Here is a 20,241-nt window from a genome sequence, read left to right as displayed (position 1 = left end):
TTTAAGTGAATGTGATTTAATCGCTTTCTCTTTTTAAGCAATAAACATGTGATTGCATTTATGCTCGATTTAGCAGTACTCGCGGTTTTTATTCCGACCTTTTTCTTTGTTTCTATTACACCTGGTATGTGTATGACGCTTGCCATGACGTTAGGGATGAGTGTGGGCGTTAGACGTACGCTGTGGATGATGGTCGGCGAGGTGTTAGGCGTTGCCACGGTAGCCATTGCTGCGGTGATTGGGGTTGCTAGTATTATGCTTAATTACCCTGAGTTATTTGCCTTTTTAAAATACTTAGGTGGTGCGTACTTAATTTACCTAGGGGTTAATATGTGGCGCGCTAAAACCAGCTTTAAACCTAGCGATGATACACAGCAACAAATTGGTCGTGGGCAATTATTTTCGCAGGGTTATATCACTGCCATTGCAAACCCAAAAGGGTGGGCATTTATGATTTCTTTACTCCCTCCGTTTATTAATGTTGATTTAGCGGTTGCTCCTCAGCTTGCGGTATTAGTGAGCATTATTATGCTGAGCGAATTTATCTGTATGTTGATTTACGCAACAGGCGGAAAGAGCTTAAGGCTGTTTTTAGATAAAGGCGATAATGTGAAGTGGTTAAACCGTATTGCTGGCGCGTTAATGATGTGTGTGGGCGTTTGGCTGGCGCTAGGCTAATACTAATTTGGATAATACCCATCCGAATACGGCAAATGGGTATTATCCTTGTAGCGTCTTAATCAACTAACTCAACTTGCTTAGACACATGGTTAAAGCACAGTTTTAATGTATCAATGGCAGTTTTTGTTTTTGCCGCTAAGCTGTCTCTGGCTGGTGTTACGGCATAAACAGTGTAATTTGGCATTGCCCACTCAGGTGCGATTTCAACCAGCTCTTTCGATTTTAGTAAATGCCTGACTTCTGGCTCTGGTAATACGCCATAGCCAACACCATCACACACTAATTTAATTAAGCTTTGCATATTATTTACGGTGATCTTTGCTTTCGGTAACGGCTTGCTTGCCAGCGTTGACGGGTTAAACGCATTACTGTCGGCGTTGCTGTGGGCGATACGGGCAAAGTTGCCAAGGTCTTCCCAATTGGCTTTATCGAGTTTGCTAATTGCATGGTCTTTATGAGCACATAGCTTTAACGGCCAAGTTGCTAATTTACGAGCAACGAGGTTTGAGTCAGTTAATGGGCCAATCGCAATCGCTAGGTCAGCGCCGCATTTGATCATATCAATTGGCTCATCAGTCAAAATTAACTGAATACGTAAATCATCAAACTCGTTAATTAAGCGATCTAATGGCTCGCTTAATAGGCCACCGCCAAACCCCACTGGCGCAACTAATTTGAGCTCGCCACTAGGCTTATTTTGTAATTGTTGCAATTGCGTACTGGCCTGATCCGCCAGTGCCAGTATTTTTAAACAGCTTTGATAATACAGATGGCCCGCTTCGGTTAAAGTCAGTTCGCGCGGGCTGCGGTTAAATAGGCTCAATCCGATTTCTTGTTCTAATTGCTTAATGTGTTGACTGACAGCCGATGTGGTCATCGATAACTCTGCAGCTGCACTGCTCATGTTGCCTGTTTCAACAGTACGAGAAAATACACGCAATGTTTTTATCAGCTTGGAATTCATGGTTCAGGCCTTCTTAATTCAGTTTTAAGAAATCGTAAATTGTGAAAATCGGGACTTCTCATTAGTATGCAAACGCTAATTATTATCATTTATAAACAAAAAGTCACGGAGTATTATTATGACGAGGGTTGTTTCTTCTGTTTTACCACTCACCGCTGCTGTGTTAGCAGGTCTTTCCCATTTTGCATACGCTGATGACAAAAAACAAGACATGGAAGTAATAGTTGTATCGGCTTCCGGTTACGAGCAAATGCTTAAAGAGGCGCCAGCCAGTATCAGTGTTATTGACCGTGAGCAGCTTGAAAAACGTTTTTACCGAGATCTAACCGATGCGATGACCGACGTTCCTGGTGTGGTTGTCACAGGTGGTGGCGACAGAAAAGATATCAGTCTGCGCGGGATGGCAAGTCAATATACTTTGATTTTAATTGACGGCCAGCGTCAAACCTCACGCGAAACTCGTCCAAACAGTGATGGCCCAGGTGTAGAGGGGGCATGGACTCCACCTATTTCAGCAATTGAGCGTATTGAAGTTATTCGCGGCCCTATGTCTTCACTATATGGCTCAGATGCAATTGGTGGTGTTATCAATATTATTACCCGTAAAACACCTGAAAAATGGTACGGTGAATTACGCTTAGACAGCACGATTCAAGAATCAAGTGAATCGGGTAATATCAACCAAGGCAGCTTCTTCACTGCGGGTGGTTTAATTCCTGAGTTATTAGGTATGCAGTTATCTGGTCAGTTTTCAAAGCGTGACGAAGACGATTTCGAAGCCGGTTTTCGTGGTAAAGAGCAAAGCAATATCAAAGCAAAGTTTATCTTAACGCCCTCTGATAGCCATGAAATTATGCTTGAAGTAGGCTCTGCAAAACAAAAACTCGACGAAACATTAGGTAAAACAGTTGCTCCTTTAGCAGAAGGTGAAAGTTGTGGCCGTAATGGTTGCCCAGAGTCATCAACCACAGAGTACGACCAAGAAAGCTACTCACTAAGCCATAATGGTTTTTATGATTTTGGCTCATCACGCAGTTACTTAAAGTACGATAAATTCGATAATACCTCTAGTGAAATGTACGTCGAAAATACAGATGCGCAAACAAGTTGGACTTTACCGTTTACCAATCATAATGCAGCATTTGGTGCGTCATATTTAAAAGAAGAGCTGGACGATTATACCAGTAACCGCATTAGTGATTTAACGCACGTTGAGAACGAGCAGTGGTCAGTATTTGCAGAAGATGAATGGGCTGCAACCAAGCAGTTTAAACTCACTACAGGTCTTCGTTATGACCATGATGGCAATTTTTCAGGCCATTTCAGCCCGCGTTTATATGGTGTTTATACAGCAACTAAATCGTTGACTGTAAAAGGTGGTATCTCTACAGGCTTTAGAGCGCCGAATATTCGTCAATCTACCGCAGCTTGGGGGCAAGTGAGCCGAGGTGGTAATATTTACGGTAACCCAGATTTAAGCCCTGAAAAATCAGTAAACTACGAAATGGGTATCTACTATGATGCCAGCCGTGATTTATCACTTTCAAGCACCGTATTTTACAACGAATTTGAAGATAAAATTACCCGTATTTCGTGCCCACTCACCCAGTGTACGGATGGACCAAATCAGTTTGGTTCGATGCCAACAACCTATGTCAATGTGGATGAAGCCGTTACACAAGGTTTTGAGTTATCAGTATCTTACGACATAACCAGTGAGCTTGATGTCAGTGCCAACTACACCTACACCGACTCTGAGCAAAAAACCGGTGAATACAAAGGCAGCCCACTTAACCAATTACCGAAGCATATTTTACAAACATCAGTTAATTGGCGCCCGGTTGATAAGCTAGGCACCTGGTTGCGTGTTCATTACCGCGGCGAAGAAAGCCAGCCGACAACAGGCCCATCGCAAGACAGCCTAATTGCGCCAGATTACACCTTGGCTGATATTGGCGGTAACTACGATTTAAGCCGCAGCATTAAGTTAGGATTTGGTGTTTATAATCTGTTTGATAAAGAAATCACCGAAGATGAATACGGATATGTTGAAGATGGTCGACGTTATTGGGTTTCTCTAGGCTTTAACTTTTAAATAATTATTAAGTTATTCGTATTTGCAGGTTTAACCACTAAGTTAATTGGTGGTTAAACCTTATTTTAGTAAAACTTAGGTTGTTATCTCAACGATAGCACCTTGGTGCTGAATGACTTGCCCTGCAATATAATTTCCTTGTTTTGCGCATTCTTCAATAGCTTGATCCTGCAGCCAAGCCGATAAAAAACCGGCATTAAATGCATCTCCTGCCGCTGTTGTATCAATGACTTTATTAATTTTATTGGTAGGATAATGCGTTGCATTTTGCTGCTCTAATGTACTGTATTGGCATCCATTTCCACCATCTTTAATTACAAGTTCTTTAACGCCTAATTCATGAAGCCACTCTCTACAAGCTGAAATATCTTTGCAATTCCAAATCAGTGCTTCATCATCAAACGTTACCAAAGCCAGGTCGGCTAATTGCGCTATCCGCTTATTAATATCCTGACAGTATTGCATCGAGTGCCATAACGAAGGCCTGTGATTGCTATCATAAATAATTTTTACACCTGCGCGTTTTAAGTTTGTCAGCTCGTTAAGTAATGCATAGCAATCCTCTGGGGGCAAAATTGCCAAACTAATGCCTGATAAATAAACAGCATCAAACTCAGTTAATTTATTGATGATATTATAAAATGTTGGCTGCTGAACAAGGTGCTTTGCTGCAGAATTATTGCGCCAATATTGAAAAGAACGCTCGCCATGTTGGTCTGTTTGAATCATATAAAGGCCAGCATGTCTTTGCTTATCTTTGAGAACAAAGTCGCAATTTATTTGATAATCCTGCCAACGAGCTATCATAGCTTGGCTTAATGCATCTTCACCCATGGCAGTGAAGTAACAAACATCAATTCTTTCGCCCGCTAATTTCTTTAGGTAAATTGCGGTATTCATGGTGTCACCACCAAAGTTTTGTTGCATGGTTGCGAATAGCTGGCCAGACAATTCCACCATACACTCTCCAATAATGGCGACTTTTTTAGCCTGCATTACAGAGTGACTCCTTTTTTCCAAATAGCGACTTCACGAATATCATTAACTTCGTTACATGTTGGCTTTCCATTTACTATCTCAACTAATAAATCGACAAATTCCTGATGCACTTCAGGCATGCTTTTACCGCTGACTAGCACACCGGCATCAAAGTCTATCCAGCGCGTTTTCTTATTTGCCAGCTCTGAGTTAGTAGCAATTTTTAAAGTCGGCACAAAGCCACCATAAGGCGTACCTCGGCCAGTTGTGAATAGCACAATATGACAGCCTGCAGCGGCAAGTGCGCTGGTGGCAATGGGATCATTACCCGGTGCATTAAGTAAATTTAAACCAGCGACACTTAAGCGTTCACCATACTCAAGCACAGCCTGCACTTTGCTTGTGCCAGCCTTTTGTGTACAACCTAACGACTTATCTTCTAATGTACTAATTCCACCTTTTTTATTGCCTGGAGAAGGGTTTTCGTAAATAGGCTGATTATGTGCTTTGTAATAACCTTTAAAGTTATTAACCATGCTGACAAGTTGATTAAAGGTTTCTTCATCTTTACAGCGAGACATGAGTAATGTCTCTGCACCAAACATTTCGGGGACTTCCGTCAGGACTGTCGTGCCCCCTTGAGCAATTAAGTAATCAGAGAAGTAGCCAAGCATGGGGTTGGCTGTGATCCCTGATAGGCCATCACTGCCTCCACACTCAAGACCAAATTTTACTTCACTGAGCTTTCCGGTTTCTCGCTTATCGTGTTTAACGACGCTGTAGATTTCTTCTAGCAGAGCTACGCCATCTTCAACTTCATCATCAGAGTGCTGTGAAATTAAAAACTTAATTCGTGATTCGTCTATTTCACCTAAACCCGCTTTAAAAGCAGCTAATTGGTTGTTTTCGCAACCTAGGCCAACGATTAACGCACCACCGGCATTAGGGTGTAAGGCCATATCTTGCAATAAAACTTTTGTGGTTTCTAAATCATCGCCTAATTGAGAGCAGCCAAATTGATGTGGAAATATGTGAACGCCATCAATTTCAAGATCAGCATGGTTACGTAAAAACTCATCTTTCATTTGTTTGATCATGCCATTCACGCAGCCAACGGTTGGGATCAACCATATCTCGTTGCGAATACCAATCTCACCATTGGCACGACGGTAAATATTAACCTCAGGTGATGGCTTTTCGGGGGCTTGTGTAACGAACTCTGGCTGATATTGGTATGTTAATTCATCATGCAATGTTGTTTTGATGCAATGTGTGTGTACCCATGCGCCTGGATTAATATCTTCAAGTGCAAAACCAATTGGGGCGCCATATTTAATGACTCGCTCACCCTTAGCAATCGGCTTAAGCGCAACTTTATGACCCTTATCTATGTCTTCTAACGTTGTAAAAGAAAAGCCTTCAAATTCGATTCTTTCATTTGCATTGATTGGCTGTAAGGCAATGGCCACATCATCAGTATTATGAAGTCGTAATAGTCTGCTCATGCTTATGACTCCAATAAGTTAACAAGCGTTTGTTCAACTGAGCTTGATAGCATTAGACTTAGTTGCTCAGTTACTTTATCTGTAAGGCCTGCAATTTCATTTAAGTCTTTATCCCAATGCCACTTTGCAGCTAACACTGAGCTAACCAGCTCATAGGTTGTTATTGATCCTTGCTGATGTTGTTGCCATTGCTCGTTGAATAAAGCCAACCACTTTGGATTGTCGGCTAATTCTATTTTGTCGCCATTTCGCTCGCCACGATAAAACAATATTTGCCCAGCTAAAGCTGTTGCAATGAGTGGTGGTACAGTTTCGTTGTCGCTAATATATTGCTCTAATTGAGGTAACAAGCGTGTTTTGAATTTAGTCATACTATTTAATGAAATAGACATCAGTAGGTGACATATATAAGGGTTTCTAAAGCGTTTTAATACGTCATTAGCGAAAATCTGTAACTCTTCTTTAGGTAAGGATAGAGTAGGGATGATTTCATCAAATATCAGTTTAGTAACGTATTTTTCAAGCAGAGGTGAAGCGAGAGCCTCGCCAACCGAATCAATATTTGCCATATAGGCAAGTGGAACCATAGCAGTATGCGCACCGTTCAAAATAGCCACTTTTCGTTGCTTATAGGGCGCAATATCGTCAACAACCTTAATGTTTAAGTCACTTCCTTCAAGGTGTAATACATCAGCTAAATGGTGTGGTCCTTGGATCACAAATAAATGAAAGTATTCTGCTGTTACCATGAAGTTGTCGTAATAACCGCATTGTTGCTGTAAAGCTTGATGTTCATCGCGCGGAAAACCCGTCACAATACGGTCAACGAGGGATGAACAAAAATGATTGTGCTCGTTAAGCCAGTTTACAAACTCGCTTGGTAAATCCCATAACTGACTGTACTGCAATACAATCTCTTTAAGCTTTTCGCCATTATAATCAATAAGTTCACAAGGAATTATGATCATGCCACTACTGCTTGCACCATTAAAGTGCTTGAAGCGGTGAAATAACCATTGCGTTAGTTTTGCAGGAAATGCCTTTGCAGGTGTATCAGATAACTTGTCCTCGGAAATGTATTCAATGCCGGCTTCTGTCGTATTCGAAAAAATGACTTTAAGGTCACTGTTCTCAGCAAGCTTTAAATAGTTATCAAACTCTTTGTAAACTGGGATTTCTTCGTTAACGCAACTGATAATACGCTGCTCAGAAACAGCTTTGTTTTGCTCATTGATACCACGAATAATACAGGTATATAAACCATCCTGTGTATTAAGAAGCGGCAGCGAGTCGTAGTCGATGGGTCTGATGATAGCAACACCAGCATTTAAACCTGTTTGTTCGTTAAGCTTATCTATTTGCCAATCGACAAATGCACGTAAAAAATTGCCTTCTCCAAACTGCATTATACTCGTTGGATATTTGTTTTTATTAAAGTTTTTACGATTTAAAGTTTGCATTTTTGTGCCCGCTCTTAGCATTGTTACAGTGTATTGCAGAACATAGTAGTTAATTTTGCCACCGGTGGCAAATAAGATTTGACAATTTGCTACCGGTAGTCAAAACTGGCCTTTAACAAATAAGTAATACAATTAACGTTTGTTTATAGCTTTCCATTTAAAACTCACAAAATTTTTTAAATGGATACGCAGGTCATAGCTTGGATTGCTGTGTACCTTAATGAAATATAAAGGATTATATAAGACAACATGAACACACAACTGAACACACAAAGAAGACACAACAATGCATAAAAATCTTCTGAGCACGCTATTTCTCTGCTGCTGTTTACTTTCTATCAGTGCTTGCAGTGACGACAACAAGGTTATTCGCTTAACAATGGCGCATACATTAGATACCCGTCATGTAACCCATCAAGCCATGGAGTATATGGCAGAGCGTTTAGCTTATTACTCTGATAATCAAATGGAAATTGTGATTTATCCCGCAACACAATTAGGCACGGAAAGAGAGTTAATAGAGCTATTACAAATCGGTAGTTTGTCGATGACAAAAGTATCGTCAAGCCCACTTGAAGGCTTTGTGCCTCAAATGAAAGTATTTGGGGTGCCTTATTTATTTAACGATAGTGAGCACTTTTGGAAAGTACTCAATAGTCAGCTTGGGCAAAAATTGCTTGATGACCTAGCTGTAGCTCGCCTTAAAGGGCTTGGCTATTATGATGCGGGTAGTCGCAGTTTTTACACAACAGATGCAGCTATTAGAACGCCCGATGACTTAATTGGTAGCAAAATTAGAGTCGTAACTAGCCCAATGGCTATTGCTACTGTGCAGTCTTTAGGTGGCGCTGCCACTCCCATTGCGTGGGGTGAACTTTATTCTGCGCTGCAACAGGGTGTTGTCGATGGTGCAGAAAATAACCCGCCTAGCTATTACCTATCTCGTCATTATGAAATTGCGAAATACTACACCCTAGATGAACACACTTTTGTGCCTGACATCGTAGTTGCTAGTCAAAAAGTTTGGCAGCAATTAACGACTCAGCAGCAACACTGGCTGAAGTTAGCAATGCAAGATTCTGTTACCTATCAACGTAGTTTGTGGCAATCAGCATCTGATCAGGCATTACAGGCCGTTGTTGATGCGGGTGTTGAGGTTATTTACCCAGATAAACAAGTGTTTCAAGAGAAAGTAGCCCCTTTTCATGCCTCATTTAAAGGCACGCCTATCGCCGCACAAATTGCGGCAATAAAAGCGATGCAGGAGGCGTTATGAAAGAGTTTAATGCGAAAATAAATCAGCTCATTGAATGGGTATTAATTGTTGCGATGTTTGCCATTGTTGCAGTCGTTAGTTGGCAGGTGTTCTCACGCTTTATTTTGCGGTCCCCTAACTCTTACACTGAAGAACTTGCTCGTTTTTTACTTATGTGGATTGGCGTTTTAGGTGCTTCGTATGCCTATCGTACCCGAGCACACTTAGGGCTTGATCTTTTCTATCAGAAGATGATTCCAACGATACGTCGTAAGTGTTCATTTTTAATTGAGTTTTCAGTACTGATTACCGCGCTCAGCCTATTAGTTTATGGAGGCGGTATGTTGATGAACTTAAGCTTTGCATTAGATCAACGTTCAGCTGCTCTTGGGATCAATATGGGGTTTATTTACGTTGCTTTGCCAATTAGCGGCGTACTTATCACACTTAATTGCATTGAAAATATCATTTATTTTTTTAGACAAACACAGGAGCAAGAATAATGGAAATGACAGCCATCTTGTTGCTAGTTTGCTTCTTCACACTACTGTTAATCAATGTTCCGATCTCAATTAGTATTGCTCTGTCGACCTTGTTAGCACTGGTTTTACACATGGATTTTACTCCAGCGGCAACGACCATTGCGCAGCAAATGATAGGTGGAATAGATAGCTTTGCACTACTGGCCATTCCGTTTTTTATTTTATCGGGTCTGATCATGGGGCAGGGGGGCATAGCTAGGCGTTTAATTGAATCTGCTATGGCTATGGTCGGTTTTTTACCGGGCGGTCTAGCGCTGGTCAATGTGATGTCTTGTATGATGTTTGGCGCAATTTCTGGTTCTGCAGTGGCGGCCACATCGGCGATAGGCAGCTTTATGGTGCCAGAAATGAAAAAGCACGGTTATAGTGAAAACTTCGCCGCTGCGGTCACGGCCAGCGCAGCAACCACGGGTATGCTAATACCGCCAAGTAACATCTTAATCATTTATGCCATAGCAAGTGGTGGTGTGTCGATCGCGGCACTGTTTGTTGCTGGGTATTTACCAGGTATTTTACTGGGCTTAACACTGATGTTGGTTTGTGCCATCTATTCTTTAAAAAACAACTACCCCGTAGCAGCACGTTTACCACTTGCTTTGGTTTTAGAAAAAGTGATTGCAGCCATCCCTAGTTTGCTACTCATAATAATCGTTATTGGCGGTATTATAGGGGGAGTATTCACAGCCACAGAGGCTGGGGCTGTCGCTGTATTATACGCACTGGTTTTAGCCGTTTTTGTATATAAAGAATTATCGCTAGATGAGTTACCTAAAATACTGCTAAAAGCTTGTGAGACAACGGCAATCGTGATGCTCATTATTGCCGCTTCTAGTGCGATGTCGTGGGTTTTATCATATTCACACATTCCGCAAATGGTGAGTCAATTTTTCTTAACCTTAAGTGATAACCCATTACTGATTTTGTTATTAATCAATCTCATTTTAATATTAGTGGGTGCTTTTATTGATATGACACCCGCTGTGCTTATATTTACTCCGATCTTTTTGCCCGTTGCAGCACAGTTTGGCATGTCACCAGTGCAATTTGGGGTAATGATAGTGCTTAATTTATCAATCGGTTTGGTATCGCCGCCGGTTGGTAGTGTATTGTTTGTTAGCTGCGCAGTAGCAAAAACATCGCTTCATAAAATCATTAAGCCAATGCTGCCTTTGTATTGCGTGATGTTTATGGTGCTTATGTTGGTGACCTATTTACCTGCCATAAGTGAGTTTTTACCTCGCTTACTAGGGTTGATTGATTAATAAAAACAATTGCTTTGCTAGAGTTAACAGCTTTTATGGATAAAAGCTTGGTGCTACTATAGCTAAGTTAGTTATTTCGGAAACTTCTATGTCAGTGACAATTAATGATATTGCCCGCTTATCGGGGGTATCAAAACGTACCGTTTCTCGTGTAATAAATAGCTCCCCTGCGGTAGGTGAAGCAACACGTGAAAAAGTGCTTGAGATAATAAAGCAAACGGGCTTCTCGCCAGATAAGCAAGCCAGGGGTTTAGCCTCAAGCCGTTCGTATTTGTTAGGGCTAATTTATGATAACCCTGATGCACTCTATATTGATGAAGTGCAACGAGGTGCATTGAGTGTCTGTGCTGAATTAGGCTACGAGTTAGTGGTACACCCAGGTTCTGCAAAACGCGAAGATTTTGTTGATGACTGCTTACGTTTTATCGCTCGTTCAAAATTAGATGGCGTCATTATCTTGCCTCCGGTATCAGAAAACAAAGAGCTCGCTGCAGCTTTAAGAGATGTTGATTGTCCATACGTAAGGCTTGCATCAGTTGATTTGGATGACGCTGATAATATTGTTGTATCTGACGAGCGTGCAGCAATGCGTGATATGGCAGACCATTTAGTCGAATTAGGCCATCAGGACATTGGCTTTATATCTGGCCCACAAAATTATCGTTCATCAATAGAGCGTTTAGCTGGCTTTTTAGCTGAATTGCAGGTTTATGATGTAAATTTACCCTCAGAATATATTGTTGAAGGCAAAAATAGTTACGACAGTGGTTTAGAGTGCGCTAGGGAGTTGTTAAGCAAACAACCTAGGCCAACAGCAATCGTTGCTAATAATGATGAGATGGCCGCAGCTGTGCTCCGTGTGGCTAACAACCAAGGTATTAAAGTGCCGGAACAGTTATCGGTCGCGGGGTTCGATGACAATATTCTTGCATCTCGGATCATTCCATCGCTGACAACAATACGCCGACCTGTATTTAATATGGCATGCTTAGCCGTACAAAAGTTGATTAATCGCTCTCGTGGTAATCAAGACAAACTACCTATGCCAAAAACAGTAACGCCACATTTGGTGACACGCGAATCAACATCTCGAGTTCCTGAGTAAGCACGACATTATGGCAGTAATGCCGTGCTAGATTTTTATAAGTTATACGCCTTTTTAACCAACCCATAAGTTAGTTGATAAGCAAGCTCGTGGGCTGTTTCAATCGTTATTTGATGATTTGTAACAAGCTCTGCTAAGTAGCGGCAATCAACTCGACGTGCTACATCATGCCTTGCTGGAATCGATAGAAAAGCTCGCGTGTCATCATTAAAACCAACCGTATTATAGAAACCTGCGGTTTCAGTTGTTTGCTGACGAAAACGCAGCATACCGGCAGGGCTATCATGAAACCACCATGCCGGACCTAGTTTTAAACTAGGGTAGTGACCAGCAAGCGGTGCCAGCTCACGACTGTAAGTCGTTTCATCTAGGGTAAATAAAATGATTTTTAACTTTGGATGATTACCATATTTAGTTAAAAGAGGCTTAAGCGCATTAACATACTCGGTTTGGCTTGGAATATCTGCGCCTTTATCACGCCCAAATTGATTGAAAATTGGCTGGTTATGATTACGATGTGCGCCAGGATGAATTTGCATCACAAGGCCATCTTCAATACTCATACCTGCCAGCTCCGTTAGCATTTGGCCACGAAATAGCTCTTGTTCTTGTTCTGTCGCGTTACCTGTGCGGCATTTTTTAAATAATGCTTCACATTCAGATAGTGATAAATCAGCAGTAATCGCACTTGGGTGACCATGGTCGGTTGCAGTTGCTCGACCTTCTTTTTTAAAGTAAGCGCGACGAATGCGAACTGCTTCTAAATAACCTTGCCAAGTACTGGTATCTTGATCTGTTAACTCACCAAGCTTAGCGAGATTGTCAGTAAAGTCTTCTCGGCTCGCATCCACAACATCATCAGGCCTAAATGTGGTTATAACTCGTTTGGCCATGGCCGTTTCAGCCATCTCTTTATGATGTTCAAGTGAATCTAATGCACCTTCAGTTGTTGCTATGAGCTCTATATTAAAGCGATCCATTAATGCTTGTGGTTTATAAGCATCTGTTGCAAGTTCAGCGGTGATTTTATCGTAGTATTGTTGTGCGTTTTCAGAGTTAAGCTTTTCTTTAAAACCAAATACATCACAAAAAACGGCATCTAACCAGTAGCCACTTGGGGTACCTGCAAATAGGTAATAGTTATCTGCAAAAATCTGCCAAGCTTTTTTTGGATCTGCATTTTTTGATCGTGTTAAATCGCCATCAATACCATGCTCAGGAATACCAAGATCGGTTAGATCAATACCTTGGCTGTAAAGCATTCTAAATACATAGTGATCTGGTTTTATAAAGAGTTCAGTGGCGTTGCCAAAGTTAGGGTTTTTATTAAACCACTTTGGGTCTGTATGGCCATGTGGGCTGACTATAGGAAGATCTTTTATTTCTTCATAAAGCTCTCGGGCAACACTAACAATTGCCGGGTCACTCGAAAATAGCCTATCAGGGTGAAGTGAAAGCGGCTGTGATTTAATTGACATAAGGTTCCTCAAAATCTTGCGTTGCCAGCGGTGGCAAAATTTAAATATGTAATGACTAAACTTAATTAGCAGTGAGTAACTTAGGCACGTTAGTTGTTTTTTAATGGCCTAAGACTGTTATTTATGCAATCAACTTTAGCAAACATTGCCACCGGTGGCAATGTTGTTGCACGTAGAAAAATCTAGTCTATTTGAAATGAAAAAAGCACTGGCCCTAAGGGTACAGTGCTTTATTTTCTAACTTGATGGGGAAATCAAATAAACCTTCCTTGGTTTTGCTAAACTTAGTTAGAAGCTATAGCGGAACCCTAAGCCGAATGTACGGCTATAAATAGACGCTGAGTCGTTCAGAACAGTTGGTAGCTCGTAGTATTGACGATAAACCTCATCTGTTAGGTTTGTTGCATCAAATGTCACAACTAAGTCTTCAGTGACATCGTAACTTACTTGGAAGTCTAAACTTTGTTCTGGTCGACGATAAACTCCTCGTGGATGCGCGAAACGACCTGAGCCATAGCGATTTAAGAATGAGTCACGCCAAACGTAAGAGAGGCGAGTGCTGAAATTTTCTCGTTCATAAATTAATACACCGCTGTAAGATGTATCTGAAACACCAAATACGCTTCTGTTTGTGTATCCTGTTAACTCACCTTCGTTGCTAAAGATTGGAATGTCTTGATCCGAATCTAAGAAGGTACCACTTGCTTGAAGGCCAATGCCATCTAACCACTGTGGAACAGATTCAGGGAAGTAAACTAAGCCAACTTCAACGCCTTTAAGAACACCATTGGAGGTGTTGCCGGGTTGAGAAAGTATATAATCTTCCATCTCGCCTGTTTCTGGGTTTGGAAATTGAGCTTGGCGTAATGAATCAAAAACAAATCCTTCTATATCTCTGTAGAAGTAGGTCGCATACGCTGAGCTACCTTCATTAAAGTAGTATTCTAGTGAGAAGTCATAGTTCGTAGATTCAACTGGGCGTAGACTTTGATTACCACCGCTTGCGTTGCCATAGCCAACATTTGTAGTGTCTGGACGTAAATTAATAAAACTATTTAATTGGCCAAACTCTGGGCGGCGTAAGGTTTGCGTATAAGCAAAACGAGTAATTAAATCATCGCTTAAATGATAGCGTAGCGTTAAGTTAGGTAAAAATTTTGCGCTACTATTTCGGCCAGTACTTTGTACTATGCCACCAACTTCTCCATCCCAGTGGTAAAAGTCCATGTCAGCGCCTGCGTAGGTATAGCGAAGACCAATATCACCGTCTAATCGATTACCAAAAAGTTGTGTTTCAAATTGGCTTTGCACATATGCAGCCCATGAAGTTTGATCGATATCGAAGTTCTTTTGTAGCGTCATTCGACGCTCGCCATCGGCGCTATCGTAGAAATTAAACGTATCACGATACTCTGCACGGTTTTGCCATAAGTTTTTTGCATTAAAGGCAACCCATGATCTCGGCAAATCACTTTTCCCATCAAAGAAATCACTATTTACGTAGTGCGCTTCTGAGCCTAGAGATGCTAATGGAATAGGGTTAAATCGATTAGAATCACGACTACTGCTATCAGCTGTACGTTTATCATAACGAACACCTGCTTTAGCTTTTGTAAAGATACCCCAGTCAACATAGAAGTCGAGGTCAAGCGTGAATGTTAAGCCATCACCATTATCCTCACCGCCGTTGTCGAACATGGTACTGGTGGTCCATAAGCTTGGATCGGTTAAATCAAGTGGAGTACCAAACTCTTCATCGTAAACAGTCCATGCCATGATGCCGTCTTCATGATTGAAGTCTGCCATGACAAATGGGAAACGAGTATTTGCCTGCATAGCAACAAACTCACGTTCATATTTACTTGTTTGATAAACTAGCTCAGATTTTAGTGTCGCATCTTCTGATAGCGCCCATTTACCACCTAATGCAAACATGTAGCTATCAGTTTGGCTCTTAGAAAAGTCGCCGCTGGTAAATGCACCTGAGTCACCCCAGGCACGAGATTTGATGACATTTGTGCCTTCAAACAACACTGGTTGTGTCACGGTTTCTACCCGTGAAGAATCTGCGTATGAGAATAGTAGGTGGTTATTACTTTCGTTGCGGTAGCCATTGTAAAATGCTTCGAAAATATACTCTGATGTATCATTTGGTGCCCATTGAAATGACAGGTTTACTGCCGGGCGTTCACGTTTACCAGTTAGATCTGACTGATTTAGTGCGTCACGACTTAGATAGTACTCAACCTCACTGTCAGTTGCTGGGTCATACATGGTTGCCCCTGGCGTTCTGTCCATACCGTGTTCAAGGCCAGTTGGCCATGGGTAAATGCGATTTAAGTTATCAGCTCTAAATGGCACGAAACCACCTGGTGCACTATTTTCATCTCGGTAGCTGGTGCTAGCAAATGAAAGGTTAATTAATGCGCCGACATCACCAACTGATGATTCCCAACGATTGCTGGCAAGCACACTCACTATAGGATCGGTTTCTTCAGATTGGTCTTGATAAACGCCACGGGCATTGACCACAACCTTTGAGCCTTCAAAATTAAATGGGCGTTGGGTGCGAACATTAAGTTGACCCGCAATACCGCTCGCTAATTGGCTGGCGTTGCGTGTTTTGTATACCTCTACACTTTCAAGTAATGCTGCAGGTATGTCTGCAACAGCAAGTTGACGCCCTGCTGCGGTGAACATTTCGCGGCCATTAATTGTTGTTGTAACATCGGTTAAGCCACGGATTGTAACAGTATTTACTTCACCCGATGCGCGGTCTGTTACCTGTACACCCGTTACACGTTGTAGCGCCTCAACAAGGTTATTATCAGGAAACTTACCAATATCTTCGGCAACAATTGCATCAACAACCTGAATTGATTGGCGCTTGATATTAACGGCTTTATTTAAGCTGCTTCGGATCCCAACAACCTCAATTATTTCAAGGGAATCATTGTTGTCATTTGCTTGAGCGTTTTGTGTTTGCTCTGCAGCCTCATCTGCTGCATAAACACATTGCCCAAAAAGGGCCATACAAATTGTGCTGGCTAATGTCGTTTTCTTAAACATTTAAAATAACCTCCATAATTATTTTAATGCGAATCAATAACAGAAGTTATTTGATTCAGTGTTAAATCAGCATCATTAGAAAAACCTCTAATGTTCGACAAGGTGCTGATATCGTGTGTTTTTTTAATAAGTGTATTTTTCCTGCATTTTTGCCACCGGTGGCATTTTTTAGCCAAATAGTTGCACCGCAAGTAAGCATGCCAGGCTTGTTGTGTTGTCTTCATCCCCCTAACCACGCTCCTAAATTTTATAACACAGAAAATTTAGATGTTTAAGTATTATTATATTCTTTTTAATAATTTGTTACTTATTTCTGTGTATTTTAAAAATAAGTCGTTCATTATCAACGGTTTAATTTTTAATGATTTTCAAATAAAGAATTTAGATGTGTAGTTGCATAGCGGTTTGTATTATTTTCTGCTTCAGGAAGAGTTTGTTCTGTTGTTGTGCAAAGCTATATTTCTTTTTGGTGCAAGCTAAGTAATAAATGACATAATTGTTAATTTATTTATTAAAATTAATATGATAGTACGTTTTGTGGTGTCAAATATGATGCGTAAAACAAGCACGCAAGGAGGATGAAGCTCAAAATGCTACCGGTGGCAATTGTATTATGATATGTATATAATTGGTGTTAATATAAGCTTGTGTAGACTTAAAATTTTCTAAAAACATTATAATTTCAACAGTTAGAGGAACACATATGAGGAAGGATTATTTTGGCCGGCTTGAAAAAAAGTTAAGGTTAATAAGCAAACCTGCATGGTTTGAAACCAGTATTATAAGAAATGCGTTTATCGCTTGCTTAAGCTTCTTGTTTGTAGCCTGTAATAGTCAGCAAAGTGTTGACGTTCAGCCTAATGATCAAGCTAAAACAGACATCATGATGTTAAGCGGCACCGGCAGTGATGATGCGGTGAAATGGGACTTTTACTGTAGTGAAGGGCAAAACTGTGGTCAATGGAGCAAAATAGATGTTCCTTCTAACTGGGAGCAACAAGGCTTCGGTAACTATGATTACGGCTACATCCCAGATAAATATAGTGAACAAGGTATTTATCGTCGTGATTTTACCCTACCTCCTGATTGGTCTGGTCGCAAAATTGAAATTGTTTTTGATGGTGTGATGACAGATGCCACTGTGTTTGTGAACCAACAACAAGTGGGCCCAACCCACCAAGGTGGTTTTTATCGATTCAGCTATGACATAACGCCATATTTAAAAAGTGGTGAAGCTAATGAGCTAAAGGTTGTGGTAGATAAAGTTTCGGCTAACAAAAGTATCGAAGCAGCAGAACGCGCAGCAGACTACTGGGTGTTCGGTGGTATCTATCGTCAAGTCTTTTTACAGTCTTTGCCACAATCTCATATTGATTGGGTTTCATTAGATGCAAAAGCGTCTGGTGAATTTAAAATGGATGTTTATCTCGAAGGGCTAGATAAATCAAATGCTTCTGCAATTGAAGCACAAATTTTAGATTTAGATGGCAACCCTGTAAGTGAAACGTTTAATGCCACACTTAATGGTAACAAGGTTAACTTAGCAACTAACGTGGACTCTCCTAAGCTTTGGAGCGCCGAGACGCCTAATTTATATCAAGTACGTATTGATTTAAAAGAAGGCTCTAAAACTCTACATAGGTTCGATAAAACCTTTGGCTTTAGAACTTTTGAATTACGCCCACATGACGGCTTATATTTAAATGGCGAAAAAATTATCCTTAAAGGGGTTAACCGTCACAGCTTCCGTCCAGCAACTGGACGTACTATGACTAAACAAGCCAGCATCGATGACATTAAGACGATGAAAAGCATGAACATGAATGCTGTTAGAATGTCGCATTACCCACCCGATGTGCACTTTTTAGAAGCGGCAGATCGTCTTGGTATTTATGTTATTAATGAGTTAGGCACATGGCAAAAGCCAGTTATTGATACGCCATCAGCGAGACGCCTAGTTGCACAGCTTGTTAAACGCGACCAAGCACACCCAAGTATTTTATTCTGGGCGAACGGTAATGAAGGCGGTTTTAATACCGATGTTGATGATGATTATCACCTTTATGACATTCAAAACCGTCCAATTCTTCATCCTTGGGAGTTGTTCCGTAATATCGATACTGATCATTACCCAACTTACTCGGAACTAGTAGCTAAAAAAGCCCGTAATGAAGTATTTTTCCCAACCGAATTCTTACATGGCTTGTATGATGGTGGCCATGGTGCAGGTTTGAGAGATTTTTGGGACTTCATGATGTCAACTCCTGTTGGTGCCGGTGGTTTCCTGTGGGTGTTTGCTGATGAAGGTGTTGAGCGTACAGATCAAAATGGCCGTGTTGATACCGACTTTAACCATGCTCCAGATGGTATTGTTGGACCTTATGGTGAAAAAGAAGCGAGCTTTTTTACAATTAAAGAGATTTGGTCACCAATCCAAGTTGAAAACTTAAAGAATGGCCAGTTACTTGCCGGTTCTTTTGACGGTCAGTTGCAAGTTAAAAACCTGTATGACTTTGTTGATTTATCAACTATGTCGCTCGAATGGCGTTTATATCAGCCAGTGACTGCGTTTTCTGATAAGAAGCAGCTTGTAGCGAGCAATAAAGCCACACTCCCTGCTATAAAGCCAGACTCGACAGGAACAGTACAATTGAACTTACCTGACAATTGGCAGCAAAATGGTTGGTTAGAGGTTGAATTTTTTGACCAGCAGCAGAATTCAATTTGGACAGATGCTTGGCCTATCCAAAGTGCGGCTAAACTTGCAAAATTAACTCAAGAGCAATTTGAAAATCAGGCATCAGCAACTAAACCAGCTCAAATTGTTAGTCAAAACGAATCTGAGTTAGCGGTTAAGGCTGCTGATAGAACAATTATTTTTGATGCAACAACAGGTCTATTAAAGTCATACAGTAAGCAAGGTCAAACTGCGGCGTTGACAAATGGTCCTAAGCTACTTCGTTCTGATAACTCACTAAATAAAGGGGTTTATAATGGTATTGGTTCATGGCTAACTCATGATCCAAATGCTGAGAAAGAAGCGCAACAAGATAAAAAACCGACAGAATTAAAGTCTGAAATTATTGCTAATGATTTAGTGATTGAAGTGATGAACCCGCCAGCAGGCATTACAAAGCTAACTTGGACTGTTCACCCAGAAGGTCATTTATCAATGGATGTTGATTACTGGCTTGACGGTGAATACATCCTTCATGGCGTTGGTTTTAATTATCCGAAAAAAGAAATTGAGCATAAACGTTGGTTAGGTGATGGCCCTTACCGTGTATGGGCTAACCGCTTAGAGGGCGTAAACTACTCTGTTTGGGAAAATGATTATAATGAAGGCGTTGCTGGCGAGCGCTGGGAATTACCAGAGTTTAAAGGGTACTTCTCGGATATTCAGTGGCTTACATTAAGCTCTGAGCAAAGTGAAATCACTTTCTCTACTGCAACTCCAGATCTATATGCGCGAGTTATGCAGCCTGATGATGGTGAGCGTCCTGATAATACATTAGCACTTAAATATGATGAAGAAATTAGCTTCTTACACAGAATTAGTGCAATAGGGTCTAAGTTCCACGCTGCACACCACCTTGGCCCACAAGGTCGACCTGTGGCAGAAAGAGGAATAAACAATATCAAGCTAACGATATATTAATTTACAATGACTCATTTGTTTTAGTAAAAGCGCTGCAGAAACCTGCAGCGCTTTTTTGTTTTAATCCACTAAAGTGCATTAATAAAAAGTGGTTATTTGGGGTTAAGATTTCTTGTGGGAGTAGCACTATAGTTATAGTTCGCTTTTTAAATAGTTCTACTACATTGGGTTAGTCATCAACTGACAGAC

At 41.0% G+C, this 20,241-nt stretch carries 13 protein-coding genes; 7 read left to right on the top strand and 6 right to left on the bottom strand.

Going from position 1 to position 20,241, the window contains the following annotated elements:
• Positions 1 to 60 precede the first annotated feature (60 nt).
• Positions 61 to 678, top strand: a complete 618-nt coding sequence (locus EXT43_RS18925; RefSeq protein WP_062565940.1) for a LysE family translocator — start codon at positions 61 to 63, stop codon at positions 676 to 678.
• Positions 679 to 736: 58 nt separating this feature from the next.
• Here EXT43_RS18925 and EXT43_RS18920 read toward each other — a convergent pair whose 3' ends face one another.
• Positions 737 to 1,645, bottom strand: a complete 909-nt coding sequence (locus tag EXT43_RS18920; protein ID WP_058584682.1) for a LysR family transcriptional regulator — start codon at positions 1,643 to 1,645, stop codon at positions 737 to 739.
• A gap of 118 nt (positions 1,646 to 1,763) precedes the next feature.
• Between EXT43_RS18920 and EXT43_RS18915 the strand changes: the two genes are divergently transcribed.
• Entirely contained in the window at positions 1,764 to 3,740 is a 1,977-nt protein-coding gene (locus EXT43_RS18915; RefSeq protein WP_130167681.1) for a ligand-gated channel protein, read from the top strand.
• Between the two features lie 75 nt (positions 3,741 to 3,815).
• On the opposite strand, the gene EXT43_RS18910 is transcribed toward EXT43_RS18915, so the two are convergent.
• The 3 genes from EXT43_RS18910 to EXT43_RS18900 are packed head-to-tail and all read right to left on the bottom strand — an operon-like array spanning position 3,816 to position 7,683.
• On the bottom strand, positions 3,816 to 4,736 hold the full coding sequence (locus tag EXT43_RS18910; protein ID WP_130167680.1) for a sugar kinase: 921 nt from the start codon (positions 4,734 to 4,736) through the stop codon (positions 3,816 to 3,818).
• A complete protein-coding gene (locus tag EXT43_RS18905; protein WP_130167679.1) occupies positions 4,736 to 6,223 on the bottom strand; it encodes an altronate dehydratase family protein in 1,488 nt (495 codons plus the stop codon). Before EXT43_RS18905 ends, EXT43_RS18910 begins: the two co-directional genes overlap by 1 nt.
• Positions 6,224 to 6,225: 2 nt before the next feature.
• Positions 6,226 to 7,683 (bottom strand): tagaturonate reductase, encoded by a 1,458-nt coding sequence (locus tag EXT43_RS18900; RefSeq protein WP_130167678.1) that lies wholly within the window; start codon positions 7,681 to 7,683, stop codon positions 6,226 to 6,228.
• Between the two features lie 286 nt (positions 7,684 to 7,969).
• On the opposite strand from EXT43_RS18900, the gene EXT43_RS18895 reads away from it, so the two are divergent.
• The 4 genes from EXT43_RS18895 to EXT43_RS18880 all read left to right on the top strand — a co-directional run bounded on the left by EXT43_RS18895 (position 7,970) and on the right by EXT43_RS18880 (position 11,847).
• Positions 7,970 to 8,959, top strand: coding sequence for a TRAP transporter substrate-binding protein (locus EXT43_RS18895; RefSeq protein WP_205990974.1), 990 nt, complete (start codon positions 7,970 to 7,972; stop codon positions 8,957 to 8,959).
• Positions 8,956 to 9,441 (top strand): TRAP transporter small permease, encoded by a 486-nt coding sequence (locus EXT43_RS18890; protein WP_062565778.1) that lies wholly within the window; start codon positions 8,956 to 8,958, stop codon positions 9,439 to 9,441. Before EXT43_RS18895 ends, EXT43_RS18890 begins: the two co-directional genes overlap by 4 nt.
• Positions 9,441 to 10,742, top strand: coding sequence for a TRAP transporter large permease (locus tag EXT43_RS18885; protein WP_130167677.1), 1,302 nt, complete (start codon positions 9,441 to 9,443; stop codon positions 10,740 to 10,742). Before EXT43_RS18890 ends, EXT43_RS18885 begins: the two co-directional genes overlap by 1 nt.
• 88 nt (positions 10,743 to 10,830) lie before the next feature.
• Positions 10,831 to 11,847: a LacI family DNA-binding transcriptional regulator gene (locus EXT43_RS18880; RefSeq protein WP_054562498.1), complete on the top strand. Its 1,017-nt coding sequence runs from the start codon at positions 10,831 to 10,833 to the stop codon at positions 11,845 to 11,847.
• A 35-nt stretch (positions 11,848 to 11,882) separates the two neighbouring features.
• On the opposite strand, the gene uxaC is transcribed toward EXT43_RS18880, so the two are convergent.
• Together uxaC and EXT43_RS18870 are read right to left on the bottom strand one after the other, a co-directional pair.
• The gene (gene uxaC, locus EXT43_RS18875; protein ID WP_130167676.1) at positions 11,883 to 13,325 is read right to left on the bottom strand and encodes a glucuronate isomerase; all 1,443 of its coding nucleotides are present in this window, start codon (positions 13,323 to 13,325) and stop codon (positions 11,883 to 11,885) included.
• Between the two features lie 288 nt (positions 13,326 to 13,613).
• Entirely contained in the window at positions 13,614 to 16,394 is a 2,781-nt protein-coding gene (locus EXT43_RS18870) for a TonB-dependent receptor (protein WP_062565775.1), read from the bottom strand.
• A 703-nt stretch (positions 16,395 to 17,097) separates the two neighbouring features.
• Here EXT43_RS18870 and EXT43_RS18865 point away from each other — a divergent pair.
• The gene (locus EXT43_RS18865) at positions 17,098 to 20,052 is read left to right on the top strand and encodes a glycoside hydrolase family 2 TIM barrel-domain containing protein (RefSeq protein WP_130167675.1); all 2,955 of its coding nucleotides are present in this window, start codon (positions 17,098 to 17,100) and stop codon (positions 20,050 to 20,052) included.
• The last annotated feature ends 189 nt before the right edge of the window (positions 20,053 to 20,241 follow it).

The sequence above is a fragment of the Pseudoalteromonas sp. CO109Y genome (assembly GCF_004208935.1).
GTDB lineage: Bacteria > Pseudomonadota > Gammaproteobacteria > Enterobacterales > Alteromonadaceae > Pseudoalteromonas > Pseudoalteromonas shioyasakiensis.
This window is presented reverse-complemented; position numbering and strand designations above follow the sequence as displayed.